The following is an 18,411-nucleotide window of genomic DNA, read 5'->3' on the forward strand; positions in this document are numbered from 1 at the left end:
AATGAGACAACAGTGTTTTCTTACTTTTGTCTCAGCCTCTAAGTATAAACAGCAATTCTTCTTGTAACAAAAAATTATTTTTCTATGCTAAAGGAATGGTTTCTTGAAGTGGAAGCTTCTCTTGCGTCTTTCGTTTCATGTAAACTTTTATGAATGGCTCCCCATTTCAACTTATTTAGAGGCTCTTTTTTAACTGTCTGCTTTTTATCCCACTGTTCTCTTTTCTCTTTCACTTCCTGTGCTCTGCTTGCCATCCGACAAATGGTTATTTTACTCACATTAAAACGAGCAGTAGTTAGCTCTAAGCTTTTCGATGTATCTAAATAATTTAAAATTGCTTTTTGTTTTTCTTCCGGATACCATTCTTTTTTAAAGACCACATTTCTTTCACGGCTCACTCTTACACTTATTTGACGGACTGTATTTTTTGGAATTCCTGTGAGGTCTACAACTTCTTTAATCTTATGTCCCCTATTAAATAACTGTACCGCTCTTTTTTTCTGAGCGATTGTTGCTGAGTTGTTTGTTAATCGTTTAATATTAGGGTACCTTGCTAACGATGTATGTCCTATAATGTATATGATCGATTTTAACGGCAGATTGAATTTTTTTCTTACTTCTTCTCTTGTTATCCCGTTGTTTAAATCTGTAAGAATGGCCTCTTTTCTAATTTTTAGTACAGTTCTACGATTAATCGAAAATTGCTTTGCTATGGTGTTGATTTCTATTTTATTTTGACACAACTGAATGATCCCATTTTTTGTTTTTTCATCCACCTCAAAGTATTTTAGATTCTTTACTATTGAAGGTGCTTGCCGCTTACTCACGATCTTTGTCGCTATTGCTTTTTTCTCTATGATGTGCTGACTGGTATTTATTTTTTTATGAAGATGTACATATGTTTTACCTTCTAGAACTTTTTGTGCGATATACTGATTTCTGACTTTTTTGACCTTCTCACAATCAATGAATAATTCCGCTCCAATAACTTCAATTGTTTTTCCTTTTGCAAGCTTCGTAAGGATTGCCAAATTCTGAATCTTCGTGACAGTAGTCGTACTAAGATTTAATTGCTTCGCTACTTTTTTATGTGAGGGACATTTTTTTAAGGCCGTTCGAACCTGTTGATGTTGCTCATTTAATTCCTTTAGATAAGTTGGCTCAAACATTTTTTGCTCATAAACTGTCAATGGCTGTTCTTCACCGATTTTTTTGACCAAATGTTCAATTTGGATCGTCCAAATCTCTTCTAGACTCAATCTGAAGTCAAAGGCAACTTCTTCAAGCGTTCGTCCCGTGGAAATCTGCATGAGCATAGCTGTATGCCAAATCTCCTTTACCACTTTTTGTGCCATACCAAACTTCTTCCCCAACGATCGAAGAGACTCTCCTTCTTCAATTTTATTGACTAAATATGTATTGCGATACTGGATAATCTCTTCTAGGCCAATAGGTATTTTTTCTGAAAGAATAACTGGTGATACTCCTTGTTGTAATTGTTGTATCGTATAATCGTTTAGGATCTTGACGATTTCTGTCGGAAATTTATTTAAACTCTCTGCAATCATTTCCATCGTTTTTTTTGCTTTCAATTGCTCACAGATGTGGTCAACTAATAGTTGTTTGGTTTTTTCACTTGACATTAGATGCATTTTTTTTGAAATTGCAGTGATACTTGTTCCTTGTGCGATTTGGTCAATTACTTGTTGCTTGATCTTTTCATCTTCTTTCATTTTTTTCTTACCAGATTCTGTTTTTTCATCCATCGTCTGACCCACCTTCCTCATCTCCTAAAAAATGATTCTATGTACTAAGCTTACTAAAGATTCTCCAAAAAAAAGAAACTATTTTTACTTAAACCAAAAAAAAGAGGCCGGGCATTCGATTGTCCTGACTCTCTAAAAAATTGTATAAGAAAAATTCAAAAAAAGTTTTATTTTCGATATCCACACACAGATGAAAATAGGTCAATTTCGAGTTTATTTGTCGCAAAAAAAGCAAAGTCTGATGATCAACTTGCTTCTTCTTTCAATTTTTCCGCAAATTCATTGATTTTACGAATCCGATGGTTGATTCCCGATTTAGAGATTGCTCCTGACGGGATCATTTCTCCTAGTTCTTTCAAACTAACTTCTGGATGTTGTAATCTTAATTCGGCTATTTCTTGCAATTTTTCTGGTAATGCATGTAACCCCACTCTAGCTTCGATCAACTCAATGTTTTCAATTTGTTTTGACGCTGCATCAATTGTTTTATTAAGGTTAGCAGTTTCACAATTTACAAGCCGATTGACAGAGTTTCTCATATCCCGAACGATACGTACATCTTCAAATCGCAACATCGAATTCGTTGCACCGATCAACGTCAAAAAGTCTGCGATTTTTTCTGCACCTTTTAAATAGGAAATATAGCCGTTACGTCTTTCCAATGTCCGAGCATGGAGACCGTAGTAATTCAGCATATCGCAAATATCCTGATTGTGTTGTTCATAAATTGAAAAGATTTCTAAATGATAACGACTAGTTTCTGGATTATTGACAGAGCCAGAAGCCATAAATGCACCACGTAAATAGGACCGCATCTTTTGAGAATTCCCCATGATTTCATCCGAGACATGCCCATTGAACATCATGCCATCCATAATATCTAAATCCATCAATACGTTTTTTGTACCTTGCTTCAATCGCACGATATATACATTATTCTTTTTTAATTTCATTTTTTTCCGAACAAGTAATTCACTTCGAACATTATAATGATCTTTCAAAAGAGAATAGATACGCCTAGCGATTGCCGCATTTTCTGTCTGGACGTTCAAAATAAATTGTTGGTTCACGATGCCTAAAGAACCATTCATCCTTAGCAAGGCTGCTAATTCTGCTTTCGCATGTTCTCTGTGAACCTCTAACCCAGTCAGTTCTTTTTTCACATCTGCCGCAAAAGACATTCTATTCCCTCCTTTCTCTTTTCACTCATTTGTCTTAAAAATTTACAGTTTTGATCCAAATACTAAGCGGAAAAGTTCTTCCACTACTTTTTCACCATCATGGAATACGCCGCCATTTTTCAATTCTAAGAAATCCGTAGAAACGACACGGCACCCTTCATTTCTAAGTCCATTAAAATCATGTGCAACTTGCACGAGGTATTCATCATAGATTTCCGGGTCCATATATCCTTCAGGAACCTTTTCCGTATTTACCAAGACCGTGTCGATAAACGGTTGCTTCAAATGCTCATGAAGCACACGGATATGATCCGCATCGCTAAAGTGTTCGGTTTCTCCTTTTTGGGTCATGATGTTACAGATATAAACGACTTCAGCCTCTGTCTGCACGATTGCCTCACCAATTTCAGGGATGACTAGATTTGGCAGAATGCTAGTGAATAAACTACCTGGACCTAAGACGACCATATCTGCTTCCATGATCGCGGAAACTACTTTTCGTGCAGCCTTTGCTTCTTTATCATCTGTTGTATTTCTTACATAAACATGATCGATCGTTTTCCGATCGATGGCGATCTTTGATTCTCCGATTGCCGTTGTTCCATCTTTGAAAACAGCATGTAATGTCAGTGGTGTTTCAGAAGAAGGATAAATGTGACCATCAACATGCATCATTCTAGCTAATAGTTGAATTGCCTCATATGTACTTCCTCTCATTTCAGCTACTGCTGCAATGATCAGGTTTCCAATTGTATGGTTTGCTAAAAACTGATCTTCTTTTTTAAAACGATACTGAAAAATATCCTCATAAAATTGGGGCATGTCAGATAGAGAAACCAAAACATTTCTCAAATCACCTGGCGGAGCCATTGCAATTGATTCTCTGATTTCACCACTACTCCCGCCATCATCCGCCACAGTTACAATTGCGGTAATATCCGCACCTTGATTGCGCAAACTTTTCAATATGACAGGTAATCCCGTTCCACCGCCAACAACGACGATTTTAGGCTTGCGGATGCGATATGTCTTCATTTTCACGACCGATTCACCGTCTCTTTCCGCTTATCCTTATCACGATGAGTTACATTCACTTTGTACGTTTGACCTAGTGCTTCTGCTAGACGTTCTGTCAAGGCCACTGATCGATGCTGACCACCGGTACATCCGATTGCAACAGTAAGACTGCTTTTTCCTTCTTTAATGTATCCTGGCAATACGGTCTCTAGCAGATCCAAGAATTTACTATAGAATGACTGTGTTTCATCAAATGACATCACATAGTCATAGACAGGTTTGTCTTTTCCTGTTAACGGTCTTAACTCTGGGATATAATGTGGGTTTGGCAAGAAACGAACATCCATAACGATGTCTGAATCGATTGGCAACCCATATTTGAAGCCAAAAGAAACAAATTCGATGCGAAATCCTTGATCTCCCTTTGATTTGAAAGAATGATTGATTTTCTCACGAAGTTGGCGAGGAGTCAGCGTCGTCGTGTCAATGACTAACGATGCTTGCGTCTTCAAATCATTTAATATTGCACGCTCTTTACGGATACCTTCTGTCACTAAACCATCCATAGCCATAGGGTGGGTCCTTCTTGTTTCTTTGTAGCGGGCAACTAGTTCCTCATCTGAAGCATCTAAAAATAAAATCGATGTATCGATAAAATTAGTATTTTCAATTTCAACTAACATGTTTTGGATTTCTTCAAAAAACGAGCGCGAACGCAAATCGACGCCCAATGCCATTTTTGTCACTTTTCCTGATTCTTTGATCAATTCCCAGAATTTCGGGATCAGTCTTGGTGGCATGTTATCGATACAAAAATACCCCATATCTTCAAAACTTTGGATTGCTACCGTTTTACCTGCTCCACTCATTCCCGTAATAATCACTAATTGTAAATTATCAGCCATCGTGTAACGGCCTCCTCTCGTACATTATCTTTAAAATTATATCACTCCGGGCGTATCATTTCCACTTAAATCTATTTTTTATTAAAAATGAACCAATCCCTGAAGCAATTATTATGAATTTTTGAATCTCCCTATAGTAATACAAAGACTATTTTTCTCAAAAAAATAAGCCAGATCATTCGAAAATAAGATTGAGTATTTTCGAAATCATCTAGCTTATCCTTTTGAATAATCATACGTATGCTATTCCATCTACCTGTCTTTTGGAGTAGATCACACAGATTCAGGTAGCTTTTTTCGATTTTCTAATGCAAGTTCAATCGTCCGATCTGCAATCAACGATTGCGCATCAATCACTGGATAAGGATTATTTGATGCGAATTCTTGCATTAAAGATAACTCTGTGCAGCCTAAAATAACTTTTTCGCAATTCAAACGTCCGACTGCTTCATCTAAAATCTCAAAATATAAGTCTTTGTTCAACCGATCAGACTCTTTGATTTCATGATAAATCAAATAATTGATTTTTTCTTGAAGCAATTGATCAGGGATCACGACTTCAAACCCTAAATTTCTTACTTCAGCTTCATAAATACCAGCCTTCATACTGCCTTCAGTTCCTAAAATAGCTACTTTTCCAGATGTCTGTTGCCGAACAAGTTCATTGGCAGCTTCTCTTGGCATATGCAAGATTGGGATTGGTGTCGCGGCTTGCAATTCATCAAAAAAGTAATGTGCCGTATTGCATGTTAAAACAATAAAATTTGGTTCTAACAAATTTTGCTTTTTGATATCATCTAGCAAATAAGGCATTGGATCTTCCTTTTTATCGTCTAAGATGAACGCTGTACGATCGGGCACTGTTGCATGATTGAACAGAACATAGTTCAAATAGTCCTGATCTTTTGTCGCCTTTATTCGATGATTGATCAAGCGGATAAAGCTCTCAGTTGCCATCGTACCCATTCCACCTAAAATACTGAAAAAGTTTTCCATGAATTAGCCTTCTTTCACATGAAAGTATTTTTTGAATCGAGGAATGTAGTTTCTGAACATATATTTCATCAACAACCAACGTTTAAAAGATCGATCTTTCTCATAAAAAACAGTTGTTCCATAACGATTTTCTTTAATCATTTGTGTGGCGATCTTTTTGTCTTCGTTTTCTTTCGCATACTCTAAAAAGATTTTTTTAGGTACACCCATCCACAATTTTGCTTTGTCAGATTGATTCGTACCATACGTTGTTTCGGTAAAAGGTTCTCCGAATACGCGGTCTTCTGTTACAAATTTTGCTAGATTCAAACCATTTAAAGTAACAAAGAAACTACTTCTTCCTTGACGAAGATTGATTTCAAACAATTTGTATTCTCCATCTCTTGAATCATATTTCATATCAAAATTCGCAAAACCTGTATACTTGATTTCTTCTAAAAAACGTTTGATCGTTTGATAGATTTTTTCATTGTAATCAGGCATGATCACCACATAGTTTCCAATAGAAGCTGGTGTAGGATCTTCCAATAACGGATGACCTAAACACATCATACGTACTTGGTGATTTTCGTCTACATATGCATTCAAAACACGCATGTTGCTATCATCGCCAGGAATGAAATCTTGTACGATCATTTCACTCGTATAACCTGCTTCATAGATCCGTCCTAAAATCAAATCAAACTCTTCACGGTCGTTGATAATAAATGCTTTTTTACGGCCTTCAAAGCGAACCGATAAATATTCTACACTGTTTGCAGGTTTTAATGCGACAGGAAATTCAAATGGAATTTCTTGTTCTAACCGGCCACTTGCTAACATCTCTTTTCTTACGATTAATGTTTTTGGGTAAGGTAGTTTATACTCCTCACATACTTCATAAAAACTTACTTTGTTGATCAAACGTTCAAATAACGAGTAATCAATGTAAGGACAGATAAAGTATTCTGAAAGTTCTTCTTTGTGTTGAGAAATCAATTCAGCATATCCATCTCCACAAGCAATCAAAAGATATTTCTTGGTATCATCTGAATACTTTTCTTTTGCCAATCGTACGATTGTTTCGATAAACACTGGATCTTTGTCAAATCCTGGAATCACCTCTACATTGACGATCTTGCTGTACCGAGTGGGTGCTAATTGATTTGAGGCATACGCCTGACAAACTTTTCCATACGCTTCATGGAAGGAACGTGCCATGCCATAAACATTCATATCGCTGCCTAATAAAATAGGGATAAATTCTTCTTTTTCAATACTCTTCATTTTTATCTCTCACTTACTCATAATCTCTAGTTTTCTTTTCTAACTACACAAGGAATATCATACCATAAAGAAAAAAGCAATCAAAGGAAACTCCTCCGATTGCTCAATTCTTTTTTGAACGGATTGAACTTATAGGAAGTTTTTATCTATACTAATCAGTGTAGAAAGAACTACCATGTAACGTATTCTAGAATATAGCCGTTAATAACACAAGAGTTAATCCGCTCTTTTAATTCTTTTTTAACTATCATATAACATTTCTATTTTTTGTTCTTTAATCCATTACTTTTTTTAGGTAGCGACCTGTATAACTTTCTTTGACTTTGATCAATTCCTCAGGCGTGCCAGTAGCTAAAATCGTGCCACCGCCTTCTCCACCTTCTGGTCCTAGATCAATGATGTGATCTGCTGTTTTGATGACGTCGAGATTGTGTTCGATGACAAGCACTGTATTCCCCGCATCAACTAAACGTTGCAGTACATCGAGTAACCGTGCAATATCATCTGTGTGCAGTCCTGTTGTAGGTTCATCTAAGATATAAAAGTTTTTGCCATTAGAAATCTTGTGCAACTCACTTGCTAACTTCATCCGTTGTGCTTCCCCACCGGATAGCGTTGTCGCAGGTTGCCCCATCGTCACGTAACCTAAACCAACATCTACGATAGTTTGTAGTTTACGACGTATCTTAGGAATTGGTTCGAAAAATTCTACAGCATCTTCTACTGTCATCTCTAAGATATCTGCAATGCTTTTCCCTTTATAATGGACTTCCAGTGTTTCAGAGTTGTATCGTTTTCCATGACATACCTCACAAGGGACATATACATCTGGTAAGAAATGCATTTCGATCTTGATGATCCCATCTCCACGACAAGCCTCACAACGTCCACCTTTGACGTTGAAACTAAAACGCCCTTTTTTGTATCCGCGCATTTTTGCTTCATTGGTTTTAGCAAATAGATCTCTGATATCATCGAAGACACTTGTATACGTTGCTGGATTACTTCGTGGCGTTCTACCAATGGGACTTTGGTCGATATCGATGATTTTTTCAATGCTATCATATCCTGTGATCGTCTTGAACTTCCCAGGTTTTGCAGAGTTACGATTGATTTTTTGTGCAAGTGCTCGTTTCAAGATACTGTTCACTAACGTACTTTTTCCTGAACCAGATACTCCTGTAACGGCCACAAATTCGCCTAAAGGAAATTCAACTGAAACATTTTTCAAATTATTTTCCGTTGCCCCAGTGATTTTTATCGCTTTGCCATTTCCTTTACGTCGCGTTTTCGGAACCGAGATTCGTTTTTTACCTGATAGATATTGTCCTGTTAATGAATGTTCATCCGCAGCCACTTCTGCTGGCGTACCAGCCGCTACGATCTCGCCACCTTGATGCCCTGCACCAGGCCCTACATCAATCAGATAATCAGCAGCGCGCATCGTATCTTCATCATGTTCGACTACCACCAATGTATTTCCCAAGTCACGCATTTTTTTCAAAGAACCGATCAAACGATCATTGTCCCGTTGATGGAGACCAATCGATGGTTCATCTAAGATATATAACACACCGGAAAGATTTGACCCGATTTGAGTAGCTAGACGAATGCGTTGTGCTTCACCTCCTGATAACGTACCAGAAGCACGGCTCAATGTTAAATAATCCAAGCCAACATTTTCTAGAAATGACAAACGGTCATTGACTTCTTTCAATATTGGGCGAGCAATGATCTTTTCCTGTTCTGAAAGTGTCAAAGTAGAAAAGAAGTTCACGGCTTTTTGAATAGACAATTCATTTGTTTGACCAATATTCGTTCCATTGATCTGTACAGACAAAGCTTGCGGATTCAAGCGATATCCTTTACATGTTTGACATGTAAGTTCTGTCATATATTGTCTCATTTGTTCTCTTGTAAAATCACTATTCGTGTCATGGTATCTTCTTTTGATGTTTTTCAAAACACCTTCAAAGGTCGTTTCAACATCTCGAACACCGCCAAAATCGTTTTCGTAATGGAAATGAAAAATCTCATCTGTCCCATTCAAAATGATTTCTTGATGCTCTGTTGGCAACTCTTCGAATGGCGTATCCATATCAATGCCATAACTCTCACACGCTTGCGCTAACATTTGCGGATAATATTGTGAACTGATTGGGTTCCAAGGGATAATCGCTCCTTGGCTTAGTGTTTTCGTCCGATCCGGGATCACAAGATCTTGGTCCACTTCCAGTTTGACTCCTAAACCATCACAGTCAGGACACGCTCCAAATGGTGCATTGAAGGAAAACAATCTTGGTTCCAATTCTCCCACCGTAAATCCGCAATAAGGACATGAATAATGCTCGCTGAACAACATTTCATCTTCGCCGATCACATCAACTAGAACATACCCATCTGCTAAACGTAATGCTGCTTCGATCGAGTCAAATAATCTTGAGCGAATGCCCTCTTTGATGACGATCCGATCGATAACGATAGCAATATCGTGTTTTTTATTTTTTTCAAGTTCTGGTACTTCGCTTAGATCATAAATCTCACCATCTACACGCACCCGAACGTACCCTTCTTTTTGGATACGTTCAAACACTTTTTTATGTTGTCCTTTTTTCTTCACGATGATCGGCGCCAAAACCTGGATCTTTGTTCGTTCTGGCAATTCCAATACTTGATCCGCCATTTGGTCAACTGATTGACTCGTGATTTCGATATGATCATTCGGACAGATAGGATGACCGACACGAGCAAAAAGTAGGCGCAGATAGTCATTGATTTCTGTCACTGTTCCTACAGTTGATCGTGGATTTTTACTTGTCGTTTTTTGATCGATCGAAATTGCTGGACTCAGACCATCGATACTGTCGACATCTGGTTTATCCATCTGACCTAAAAACTGCCGTGCATAAGCAGAAAGACTTTCAACATACCTTCTTTGTCCTTCTGCATATAGTGTGTCGAAAGCTAGAGAACTTTTCCCTGAACCCGATAGTCCAGTTACCACCACGAACTTGTCTCTAGGGATCGTTACGTTCACATTTTTTAAGTTGTGTGCTCTTGCACCATGAATAATAATTTTATCGTTAGCCATGTCATCCTCCTACTCTGAAGCTTTTAATTCAAGAATCATATCCCGTACATTGGCGGCGGTCTCGAAATCTAAAGCTTTGGCAGCATCTTTCATTTCTTTTTCTAATTTCATTAATAATGTAGCTTTTTCCTCTCGGGACATTTCTTCGTAGGATACTTGGACTGTTTCTTTCGCATCATCTTCAGATTCCTTAGTAATGGAAATCAAATCACGAATTTCTTTGATGATCGTCTTAGGCACGATACCATGTTCTTTATTGTAAGCCTCTTGGACCGTACGACGTCGTGCAGTTTCATCCATCGCTAACCGCATAGAGTCAGTTACTCTGTCTGCATACATGATTACTTTACCTTCTGAGTTTCTTGCAGCACGCCCAATAGTTTGGACCAATGATCGCTCACTACGTAAGAATCCTTCTTTATCCGCATCCAAAATAGCCACTAGAGACACTTCAGGCACATCAAGTCCTTCACGAAGTAAATTGATTCCGACTAAAACATCAAATTCTCCTAGACGCAAGTCTCGGATAATCTCCGTTCGTTCAAGTGTTTTGATATCACTGTGAAGATATTTGACTTTGATTCCTAATTCTTTGAAATAATCCGTTAGATCCTCTGACATTTTTTTCGTTAACGTTGTCACAAAGACCCGCTGATCTTTTTCAACTCGTTCATTGATTTCTCCGACAAGATCATCGATTTGTCCCATGATCGGCCGTACTTCAATGATTGGGTCAAGCAATCCAGTTGGGCGAATAATCTGTTGAATTACCGTATCAGTCTGTTCATACTCATATGGTCCTGGTGTAGCAGAAACATAAACGATCTGATTTACATGTTTTTCAAACTCTTCTAGTCGTAAAGGTCGATTGTCCAGCGCAGATGGTAAACGGAACCCATAATCTACCAGCATTTGTTTTCTGGCACGGTCGCCATTATACATTCCTCGGATTTGTGGCATCGTAACATGTGACTCATCCACTACGATCAACGAATCTTCCGGGAAAAAGTCAAGTAACGTATAAGGCGGTTCTCCTTCTTTACGTCCGTCCATATGTCGCGAATAATTCTCGATCCCTGAGGTATATCCCATCTCCAACATCATTTCAATATCGTAATTTGTTCGCTGTTCCAACCGCTGTGCTTCAAGCAGCTTGTTTTCATTACGCAGAACGGCTAGTCGTTGCTCAAGTTCAGCTTTTATATTCGCCACTGCATGTTCCATATGTTCATCATTCGTTACAAAGTGAGTGGCTGGGAAGATAGCTACATGTTCCGTCTCGCCAAGTACTTCTCCTGTTAAGGCATTGACTTCTCTGATCCTCTCAACTTCATCACCAAAAAACTCTACTCGTAACGCCCGCTCATCACGTGAAGCTGGGAAAATTTCCACGACGTCACCGCGCACTCGAAAACGACCGCGCTGAAAATCAATATCATTTCGTTCAAATTGTATGCCTACCAAACTCCGAATCAATTGATTACGATCTAGTTCTGCTCCTTGTCTGATCGATACCACTTGTTTTTGGTATTCAAAGGGTGACCCCAATCCAAAAATACAAGAAACGGAGGCAATCACGATCACGTCGTTTCTTTCTAATAAAGAACTCGTCGCTGAATGTCGTAATTTATCGATCTCGTCGTTTACACTTGAATCTTTTTCAATATACGTATCGCTCGATGGCACATAAGCTTCTGGTTGATAATAATCATAATAAGAAACAAAGTATTCCACCGCATTATTCGGAAAGAACTCCTTAAACTCTCCATACAATTGACCAGCTAATGTCTTGTTATGGGCAATGATCAAGGTTGGCTTATTTACTTTCTCGATCAAATTCGAAATCGTATAAGTTTTCCCTGTTCCTGTTGCGCCTAATAGTATCTGTGCTTTTTTACCCTTTATCACGCCATCAACTAACTGAGTGATTGCTTCTGGCTGATCACCAGCTGGCTGATATTTCGACACTAGTTCAAAGTGGCGGGAGGTATCTCTTTCTATCATTTTTCATCCTCCTTTTCATTCTCTCCCTTTCATTTTACGACCCGCAAAAAGAAAAGGAAAGCAAAGGCATTCCCTGTTTAGAAATTATACCACACCGAACATACTTTCGCCACTTAAATGCGTCACGAAAGAATGTCAGCTTTTTTTATCACAAATGTCATATTTTATAACATAAGATGTTAGTAAAAGAGATTTTTTTCATTTTTTTATGCACAAAATCTTGTCTAGTTTATCTATTTTCGCCTATAATATAAAAACATGAAATAGTTATTGAAAAACTTAGGAGGTTGATTATGAAAAAAAGGCATTTGCTTTACTCAATTATTTTCATAATGACAGGACTTGTTACATTTGCCACTGGCTACAGTGTACAAGCTGACAATACAAAAACTACGGAATCAAGTACAAGCGAGACGATGCAAAAAATAGAGCCTAAAAAAGACACTTACGTCATTGCAAGCGATTCGGCTTTTGCACCATTCGAATTTCAGAATGCTGATGGTGAATATGAAGGAATTGACGTCAAACTCATGGAAGCTATCTCAAAACTCCAAGGCATCAATATCCGCATGGATTATCGCGGTTTCGCTGCTGCTCTACAAGCTCTAGACTCCGGCCAAGCCGACGGTATGATTTCAGGAATGACCGTAACAGATGAACGAAAACAAAGTTATGATTTTTCTGATCCTTATTTCAACAGCGGTATCCAAATCGCTGTCAAAAAGGGCGATACTTCAATCAAATCATATAAAGACCTAAAAAATAAAACTGTTGGCGCCAAGGTAGGAACTGAAAGTGCGGACTTTTTAGATGCTAATCAGAGTAAATATGGCTACAAAATCAAATATTTCGACGCAGCCGATCAATTGTATGACGGCTTGAAAGTTGGCGCCATCGACGCTATGATGGATGACTATCCAGTAATCGGTTATGCCATCAAACAAGGACAAGCACTTGAAACACCAATCAAAAGAGAATCAGGCGGTGTTTATGCATTTGCTGTCAAAAAAGGCCAAAACCAAGAACTTCTTCAGATGTTCAACGAAGGTTTAAAAGAATTAAAACGTACTGGCGAATACGATAAAATCATCAATAAATACATTTCAGATGACAGCAGTTCAGAAAAAACAAAAGCAAACGAATCAACAATCGTTGGTTTGATCCAAAATAATTACAAATCCTTACTTAAAGGTTTATGGAAAACGATTCTTTTAACGCTGATCTCATTTGCTTTAGCACTGATCGTGGGAATCATTTTCGGCTTATTCAGTGTAGCACCGATCCGTGCATTACGTACACTTGCTACCATCTATGTCGATATTATCCGTGGTATCCCAATGATGGTACTAGCATTTTTCATTTTCTTTGGACTACCAGGTATTCTTGGATTTACCATCCCTGATTTTATTGCCGGGATCATCACATTGACTTTGAATGCTAGCGCGTATATCGCTGAGATTGTCCGCGGTGGGATCAAAGCTGTACCAGTAGGTCAAATGGAAGCATCTCGCAGTCTAGGTTTGCCATACAACCGTACAATGCAAAAAATCATTTTGCCACAAGCAATCAAGATCATGTTACCATCATTCGTCAACCAATTTGTTATCTCATTAAAAGATACAACCATTATTTCAGCAATTGGCGTTGTCGAATTATTGCAAACTGGTAAAATCATCGTTGCCCGTACGACGCAAAGTACGTATGTGTACTTGATCATCGCAATCATGTATTTGATCTTGATCACTGCCCTAACTAAATTAGCAAAAGTTTTAGAAAAGAAGGTGAAATAACATGGCAGAAAAAATCTTGGTAGAACATCTTGTAAAAAAATACGGTGACAATACTGTTTTGAACGACATCAACGTTTCAATCAATGAAGGCGATGTTGTTTGTATCATCGGTCCTTCTGGTTCAGGAAAAAGTACTTTTCTTCGTTGTTTGAATCGTCTAGAAGAACCTTCAGATGGCGATATCATCATTGACGGCGCACATTTGATGGATAAAAATACAGACATCAATCTTGTGAGACAGCATATTGGAATGGTATTCCAACATTTCAACCTGTTCCCTCACCTTTCAGTTTTAGAAAATATCATTTTAGCTCCAATGGATCTTAAAAAAGAAACAAGAGAAGCCGCAGAGAAAAAAGCAATCAAATTGCTTCAAACTGTCGGTCTCGAAGATAAGAAAGATATGTATCCAGAAATGCTTTCCGGCGGACAAAAACAACGTGTCGCTATCGCACGCGCATTGGCGATGAATCCTGACATCATGTTATTCGATGAACCAACTTCTGCTCTTGATCCAGAAATGGTTGGCGATGTATTGAATGTTATGAAAAAGTTAGCCAAACAAGGAATGACCATGGTCATCGTTACCCATGAAATGGGCTTTGCTAAAGAAGTCGCTAATCGCGTCATGTTCATCGATGATGGAAACTTTCTAGAAGATGGCACACCACAACAAATCTTTGAACATCCACAAAATGAACGAACAAAAGATTTCTTAGATAAAGTATTGAACATCTGATCTCGTCAGATATTGAAATGAACACCATTCATAAAGAACTATAGGTACACAAAAAAACGGATCGAGGCTGGGCAAAAGTAAGAAACACTTCTGTCTCAGCCTCGATTCGCTTTTTTCATGTGCAAATACAAAATATCAGCAATATCCCATTCAGTATAAAAAGACCGAGTAAACAACAGCAATGCGATCCAACAGTTGTTACTCGGTCTTCATTTTTTAATTTGACTAAAACAATCGCCTTCAAGCTATCAAAAACGACTATTTACGCTTTTTTCCACCAAACGCATCCTTGACCTTATCAAAGAAGCCATCTTCTTGTTGTTCTTCAACCTTCATTCCACCTGCTTCAGCAAATGCACGCAAGGCTTCACGTTGTTGCTCATTAAGATTCTTAGGCGTGATCAGTTTCACTTTGACATGTTGGTCACCCGTAGCCCCACCACGAAGCTTAGGCGCACCCTTACCACGTAGACGGAAGTTTGTCCCAGTTTGAGTTCCCGCAGGAATTTTCAATTTCACATCCCCATGGACAGTCGGCACTTGTACTTCGTCACCTAACGCAGCTTGAACAAAACTCAAAGGTAATTCATAATAGATTTCTGAACCATCACGATCAAAGATATCACTTTCTTCTACACGGAAAATAACATAAAGATCACCGAAAGGCCCACCATTTTCACCAGCCTCACCTTGGCCAGCTAAACGCATTTGTTGCCCTTCTTCTACACCAGCTGGTACATTTACCTTCACTGAATGAGCTTTCTTTTCATGACCAGAACCATGACAAGTTGGACAAGGATCTTTGATTTCTTTCCCAGTACCATGACAGACATCACATGTTTGACGACTCATCACTCGTCCAAGTGGTGTCTGACGTTCTACATTGATCGTACCTGCTCCATGACATTTGTGACAAGTCGTTGGTTGTGTTCCTGGTTTTGCACCATTCCCATTACATGTGTGACAGACTTCTTCACGGTTGTATTTGATTTCTTTTTCAACACCAAAAATCGCTTCTTCAAAAGAAAGGTCTACAGTATATTGTAAATCCGCTCCTTGACGAGGGGCATTAGGATCAACCGTTCGGCCGCCTCCTCCAAAGAATGAATCAAAGATGTCTTCAAATCCACCAAAACCACCGCCAGAGAATCCACCGAATCCGCCGCCAAAGCCACCACCGGCTCCGCCAGCTCCATAATTAGGATCGGTACCAGCATGACCATATTGATCATAGGCAGCACGCTTTTGCGGGTCACTTAAAATCTCATAAGCTTCTGATACTTCTTTGAATTTTTCTTCTGCATCAGGTTCTTTATTGATATCTGGATGGTATTTCTTTGATAGCTTACGATAAGCTTTTTTGATTTCGTCTTCAGAAGCTCCTTTTGCGAGCCCTAAGACTTCATAATAATCACGTTTTGTTGCCATAGGCTTTCCTCCTATTGGTTCTCATCATTTCCACGTCGCTTGTTATCATATCATATTTTTACTAAAACAAAAACTGCAACTTTGAAGTATTTTCAAAAGAAAAAGCCAAAGTAGCAACTTTGGCTTTAAACATGCGCAGTCTTAAAGAAACAGAGCCATAAAACCATTATCGGCTGACTATTTCAAACTTTTATGGCTCTATCGTTTTCTTAGCGACCTCTGCTTACTAAAGTGTCCAAAGGCCTTTCTCTAATGAAGACAAGCTTGAACACGCGAAGAGATCTCAGCTCTATTCAAGACTTGTCTTCCATATAAATAGCCTATTTACAAACAACTCGACGAGTCAATTATTTTTTGTCGTCACCATCGACTTCTTCAAAGTCAGCATCGACAACGTCGTCAGCTCCACCTTGTGCTGCTTCTGGATTTTCTTGTGCTTGTTGTTGTGCAGCTTGTTCGTAAAGTTTTACAGTAAGGTTTTGTACGATTTCGTTCAATGCGTCTCGTTTTGTTTTCATTTCTTCGATATTGTTTGCTTCTACAGCTGCTTTTAATTCATCACGAGCTGCTTCTGCTTTTTTCACTTCTTCTTCGTCAACTTTACCTTCTAATTCTTTCAATGTTTTGTCAACAGAGAATAGTAATGCATCTACATCGTTACGAAGATCTACTTCTTCTTTACGAGCTTTATCTGCTTCTGCATTTGATTCAGCATCTTTGACCATACGTTCAATTTCTTCATCTGTTAAACCTGAAGAAGATTTAATTGTAATTTTTTGTTCTTTTTGTGTACCTAAATCTTTAGCTGACACGTTAACGATCCCGTTTTTGTCGATATCAAAAGTTACTTCGATTTGAGGGATTCCACGTGGTGCAGCAGGAATATCTGTCAATTGGAATCTACCCAATGTTTTATTGTCAGCAGCCATCGGACGTTCCCCTTGTAATACATGGATATCTACTGCTGGTTGATTATCTGCAGCTGTTGAGAATACTTGTGATTTACTTGTAGGGATCGTTGTATTGCGATCGATCAATTTTGTAAATACACCACCCATTGTTTCGATACCTAATGATAATGGAGTGACATCAAGTAAAACAACATCTTTCACATCACCAGTGATAACTCCACCTTGGATTGCAGCACCCATAGCAACTACTTCATCCGGGTTCACTGATTTATTTGGTTCTTTACCTGTTTCTTTTCGAACTGCTTCTACAACAGCAGGAATACGTGTTGAACCACCGACTAAGATCACTTCATCGATTTCTGATTGTGACAAACCAGCATCTTTCAACGCTTGACGTACTGGAACTTTTGTACGTTCAACTAAATCAGCTGTTAATTCATCAAATTTTGCACGAGTCAATGTCATTTCTAAGTGTAAAGGTCCAGCTTCTCCGGCAGTAATAAATGGCAAGCTGATTTGTGTGCTAGAAACACCTGATAAATCTTTTTTCGCTTTTTCTGCAGCATCTTTCAAACGTTGCAACGCCATTTTATCTTGTGCTAAGTCAATACCATTTTCTTTCTTGAATTCTGCAACCATGTAGTCGATGATCTTGTTATCGAAGTCATCCCCACCTAAATGGTTGTCCCCAGCAGTTGACAATACATCAAATACGCCATCTCCTAATTCAAGGATAGATACGTCAAATGTACCACCACCAAGGTCAAATACTAAGATTTTTTCGTCGCGGTCTGTTTTGTCTAAACCATAAGCAAGTGCTGCAGCTGTTGGTTCGTTAACGATACGTTCCACTTCTAACCCAGCGATTTTCCCAGCATCTTTTGTTGCTTGACGTTGCGCATCATTGAAGTAAGCAGGAACTGTAATAACAGCTTTTTCAACTTTTTCGCCTAAATAATCTTCAGCAAACCCTTTGATATATTGAAGGATCATTGCAGAGATTTCTTGAGGTGTATAAGATTTACCTTCAGCTTCTACTTTAAAGCCAGCTTCACCGATATGGCGTTTGATTGATGAAATCGTATTTGGGTTTGTAACTGCTTGACGTTTTGCTACTTCACCTACTTGGATTTCACCATTTTTAAATGATACAACAGAAGGAGTTGTACGATTACCTTCTGGATTTGCGATGATTTTTGCTTCGTTTCCTTCTAATACAGCAACAGCAGAGTTTGTTGTACCTAAGTCAATTCCGATAATTTTACTCATAATTAACGTCTCCTTATCTTTACTAAACTTTTTTTATTCAATCATGAC

General features: G+C 38.4%; 12 protein-coding genes. 2 read left to right on the plus strand and 10 right to left on the minus strand.

The genetic code is table 11. The annotated features are described in order from the left end of the window. Positions 1-74 precede the first annotated feature (74 nt). From CJZ72_RS13150 to uvrB, 8 genes are all read right to left on the minus strand, one after another. Positions 75-1,643 carry a hypothetical protein gene (locus tag CJZ72_RS13150; RefSeq protein ID WP_232509750.1) on the minus strand — a complete coding sequence of 523 codons (1,569 nt, stop codon included), beginning with the start codon at positions 1,641-1,643 and terminating at the stop codon, positions 75-77. A 368-nt stretch (positions 1,644-2,011) separates the two neighbouring features. Continuing rightward, positions 2,012-2,947 (minus strand): DNA-binding protein WhiA, encoded by a 936-nt coding sequence (gene whiA, locus CJZ72_RS13155; protein ID WP_005880027.1) that lies wholly within the window; start codon positions 2,945-2,947, stop codon positions 2,012-2,014. 42 nt (positions 2,948-2,989) lie between these two features. Beyond that, on the minus strand, positions 2,990-3,988 hold the full coding sequence (locus tag CJZ72_RS13160; protein WP_081135531.1) for a gluconeogenesis factor YvcK family protein: 999 nt from the start codon (positions 3,986-3,988) through the stop codon (positions 2,990-2,992). Continuing rightward, entirely contained in the window at positions 3,985-4,869 is an 885-nt protein-coding gene (gene rapZ / locus CJZ72_RS13165; RefSeq protein WP_081135528.1) for an RNase adapter RapZ, read from the minus strand. Before rapZ ends, CJZ72_RS13160 begins: the two co-directional genes overlap by 4 nt. Positions 4,870-5,142: 273 nt before the next feature. Beyond that, positions 5,143-5,865, minus strand: coding sequence for an amino acid racemase (locus CJZ72_RS13170; protein ID WP_081135526.1), 723 nt, complete (start codon positions 5,863-5,865; stop codon positions 5,143-5,145). Positions 5,866-5,868: 3 nt separating this feature from the next. Further along, on the minus strand, positions 5,869-7,131 hold the full coding sequence (locus CJZ72_RS13175; RefSeq protein WP_005880035.1) for a D-aspartate ligase: 1,263 nt from the start codon (positions 7,129-7,131) through the stop codon (positions 5,869-5,871). Between the two features lie 274 nt (positions 7,132-7,405). Next, on the minus strand, positions 7,406-10,222 hold the full coding sequence (uvrA, locus tag CJZ72_RS13180; protein WP_005880037.1) for an excinuclease ABC subunit UvrA: 2,817 nt from the start codon (positions 10,220-10,222) through the stop codon (positions 7,406-7,408). Between the two features lie 9 nt (positions 10,223-10,231). Continuing rightward, entirely contained in the window at positions 10,232-12,226 is a 1,995-nt protein-coding gene (gene uvrB, locus CJZ72_RS13185; RefSeq protein WP_081135521.1) for an excinuclease ABC subunit UvrB, read from the minus strand. A gap of 293 nt (positions 12,227-12,519) precedes the next feature. Between uvrB and CJZ72_RS13190 the strand changes: the two genes are divergently transcribed. Then, positions 12,520-14,016 (plus strand): amino acid ABC transporter substrate-binding protein/permease, encoded by a 1,497-nt coding sequence (locus CJZ72_RS13190; protein ID WP_081135518.1) that lies wholly within the window; start codon positions 12,520-12,522, stop codon positions 14,014-14,016. Position 14,017: 1 nt separating this feature from the next. Next, positions 14,018-14,755 (plus strand): amino acid ABC transporter ATP-binding protein, encoded by a 738-nt coding sequence (locus CJZ72_RS13195; protein WP_005880043.1) that lies wholly within the window; start codon positions 14,018-14,020, stop codon positions 14,753-14,755. Between the two features lie 258 nt (positions 14,756-15,013). Here CJZ72_RS13195 and dnaJ read toward each other — a convergent pair whose 3' ends face one another. Then, complete coding sequence (dnaJ, locus tag CJZ72_RS13200; RefSeq protein ID WP_005880045.1) at positions 15,014-16,183, minus strand: molecular chaperone DnaJ; 1,170 nt, start codon at positions 16,181-16,183, stop codon at positions 15,014-15,016. Between the two features lie 347 nt (positions 16,184-16,530). Beyond that, entirely contained in the window at positions 16,531-18,363 is a 1,833-nt protein-coding gene (gene dnaK, locus CJZ72_RS13205; protein ID WP_005880047.1) for a molecular chaperone DnaK, read from the minus strand. Positions 18,364-18,411: the final 48 nt, after the last annotated feature.

Origin of the sequence: Enterococcus durans, from assembly GCF_002277935.1 — a bacterium.
Classification (GTDB): Bacteria; Bacillota; Bacilli; order Lactobacillales; family Enterococcaceae; genus Enterococcus_B; species Enterococcus_B durans.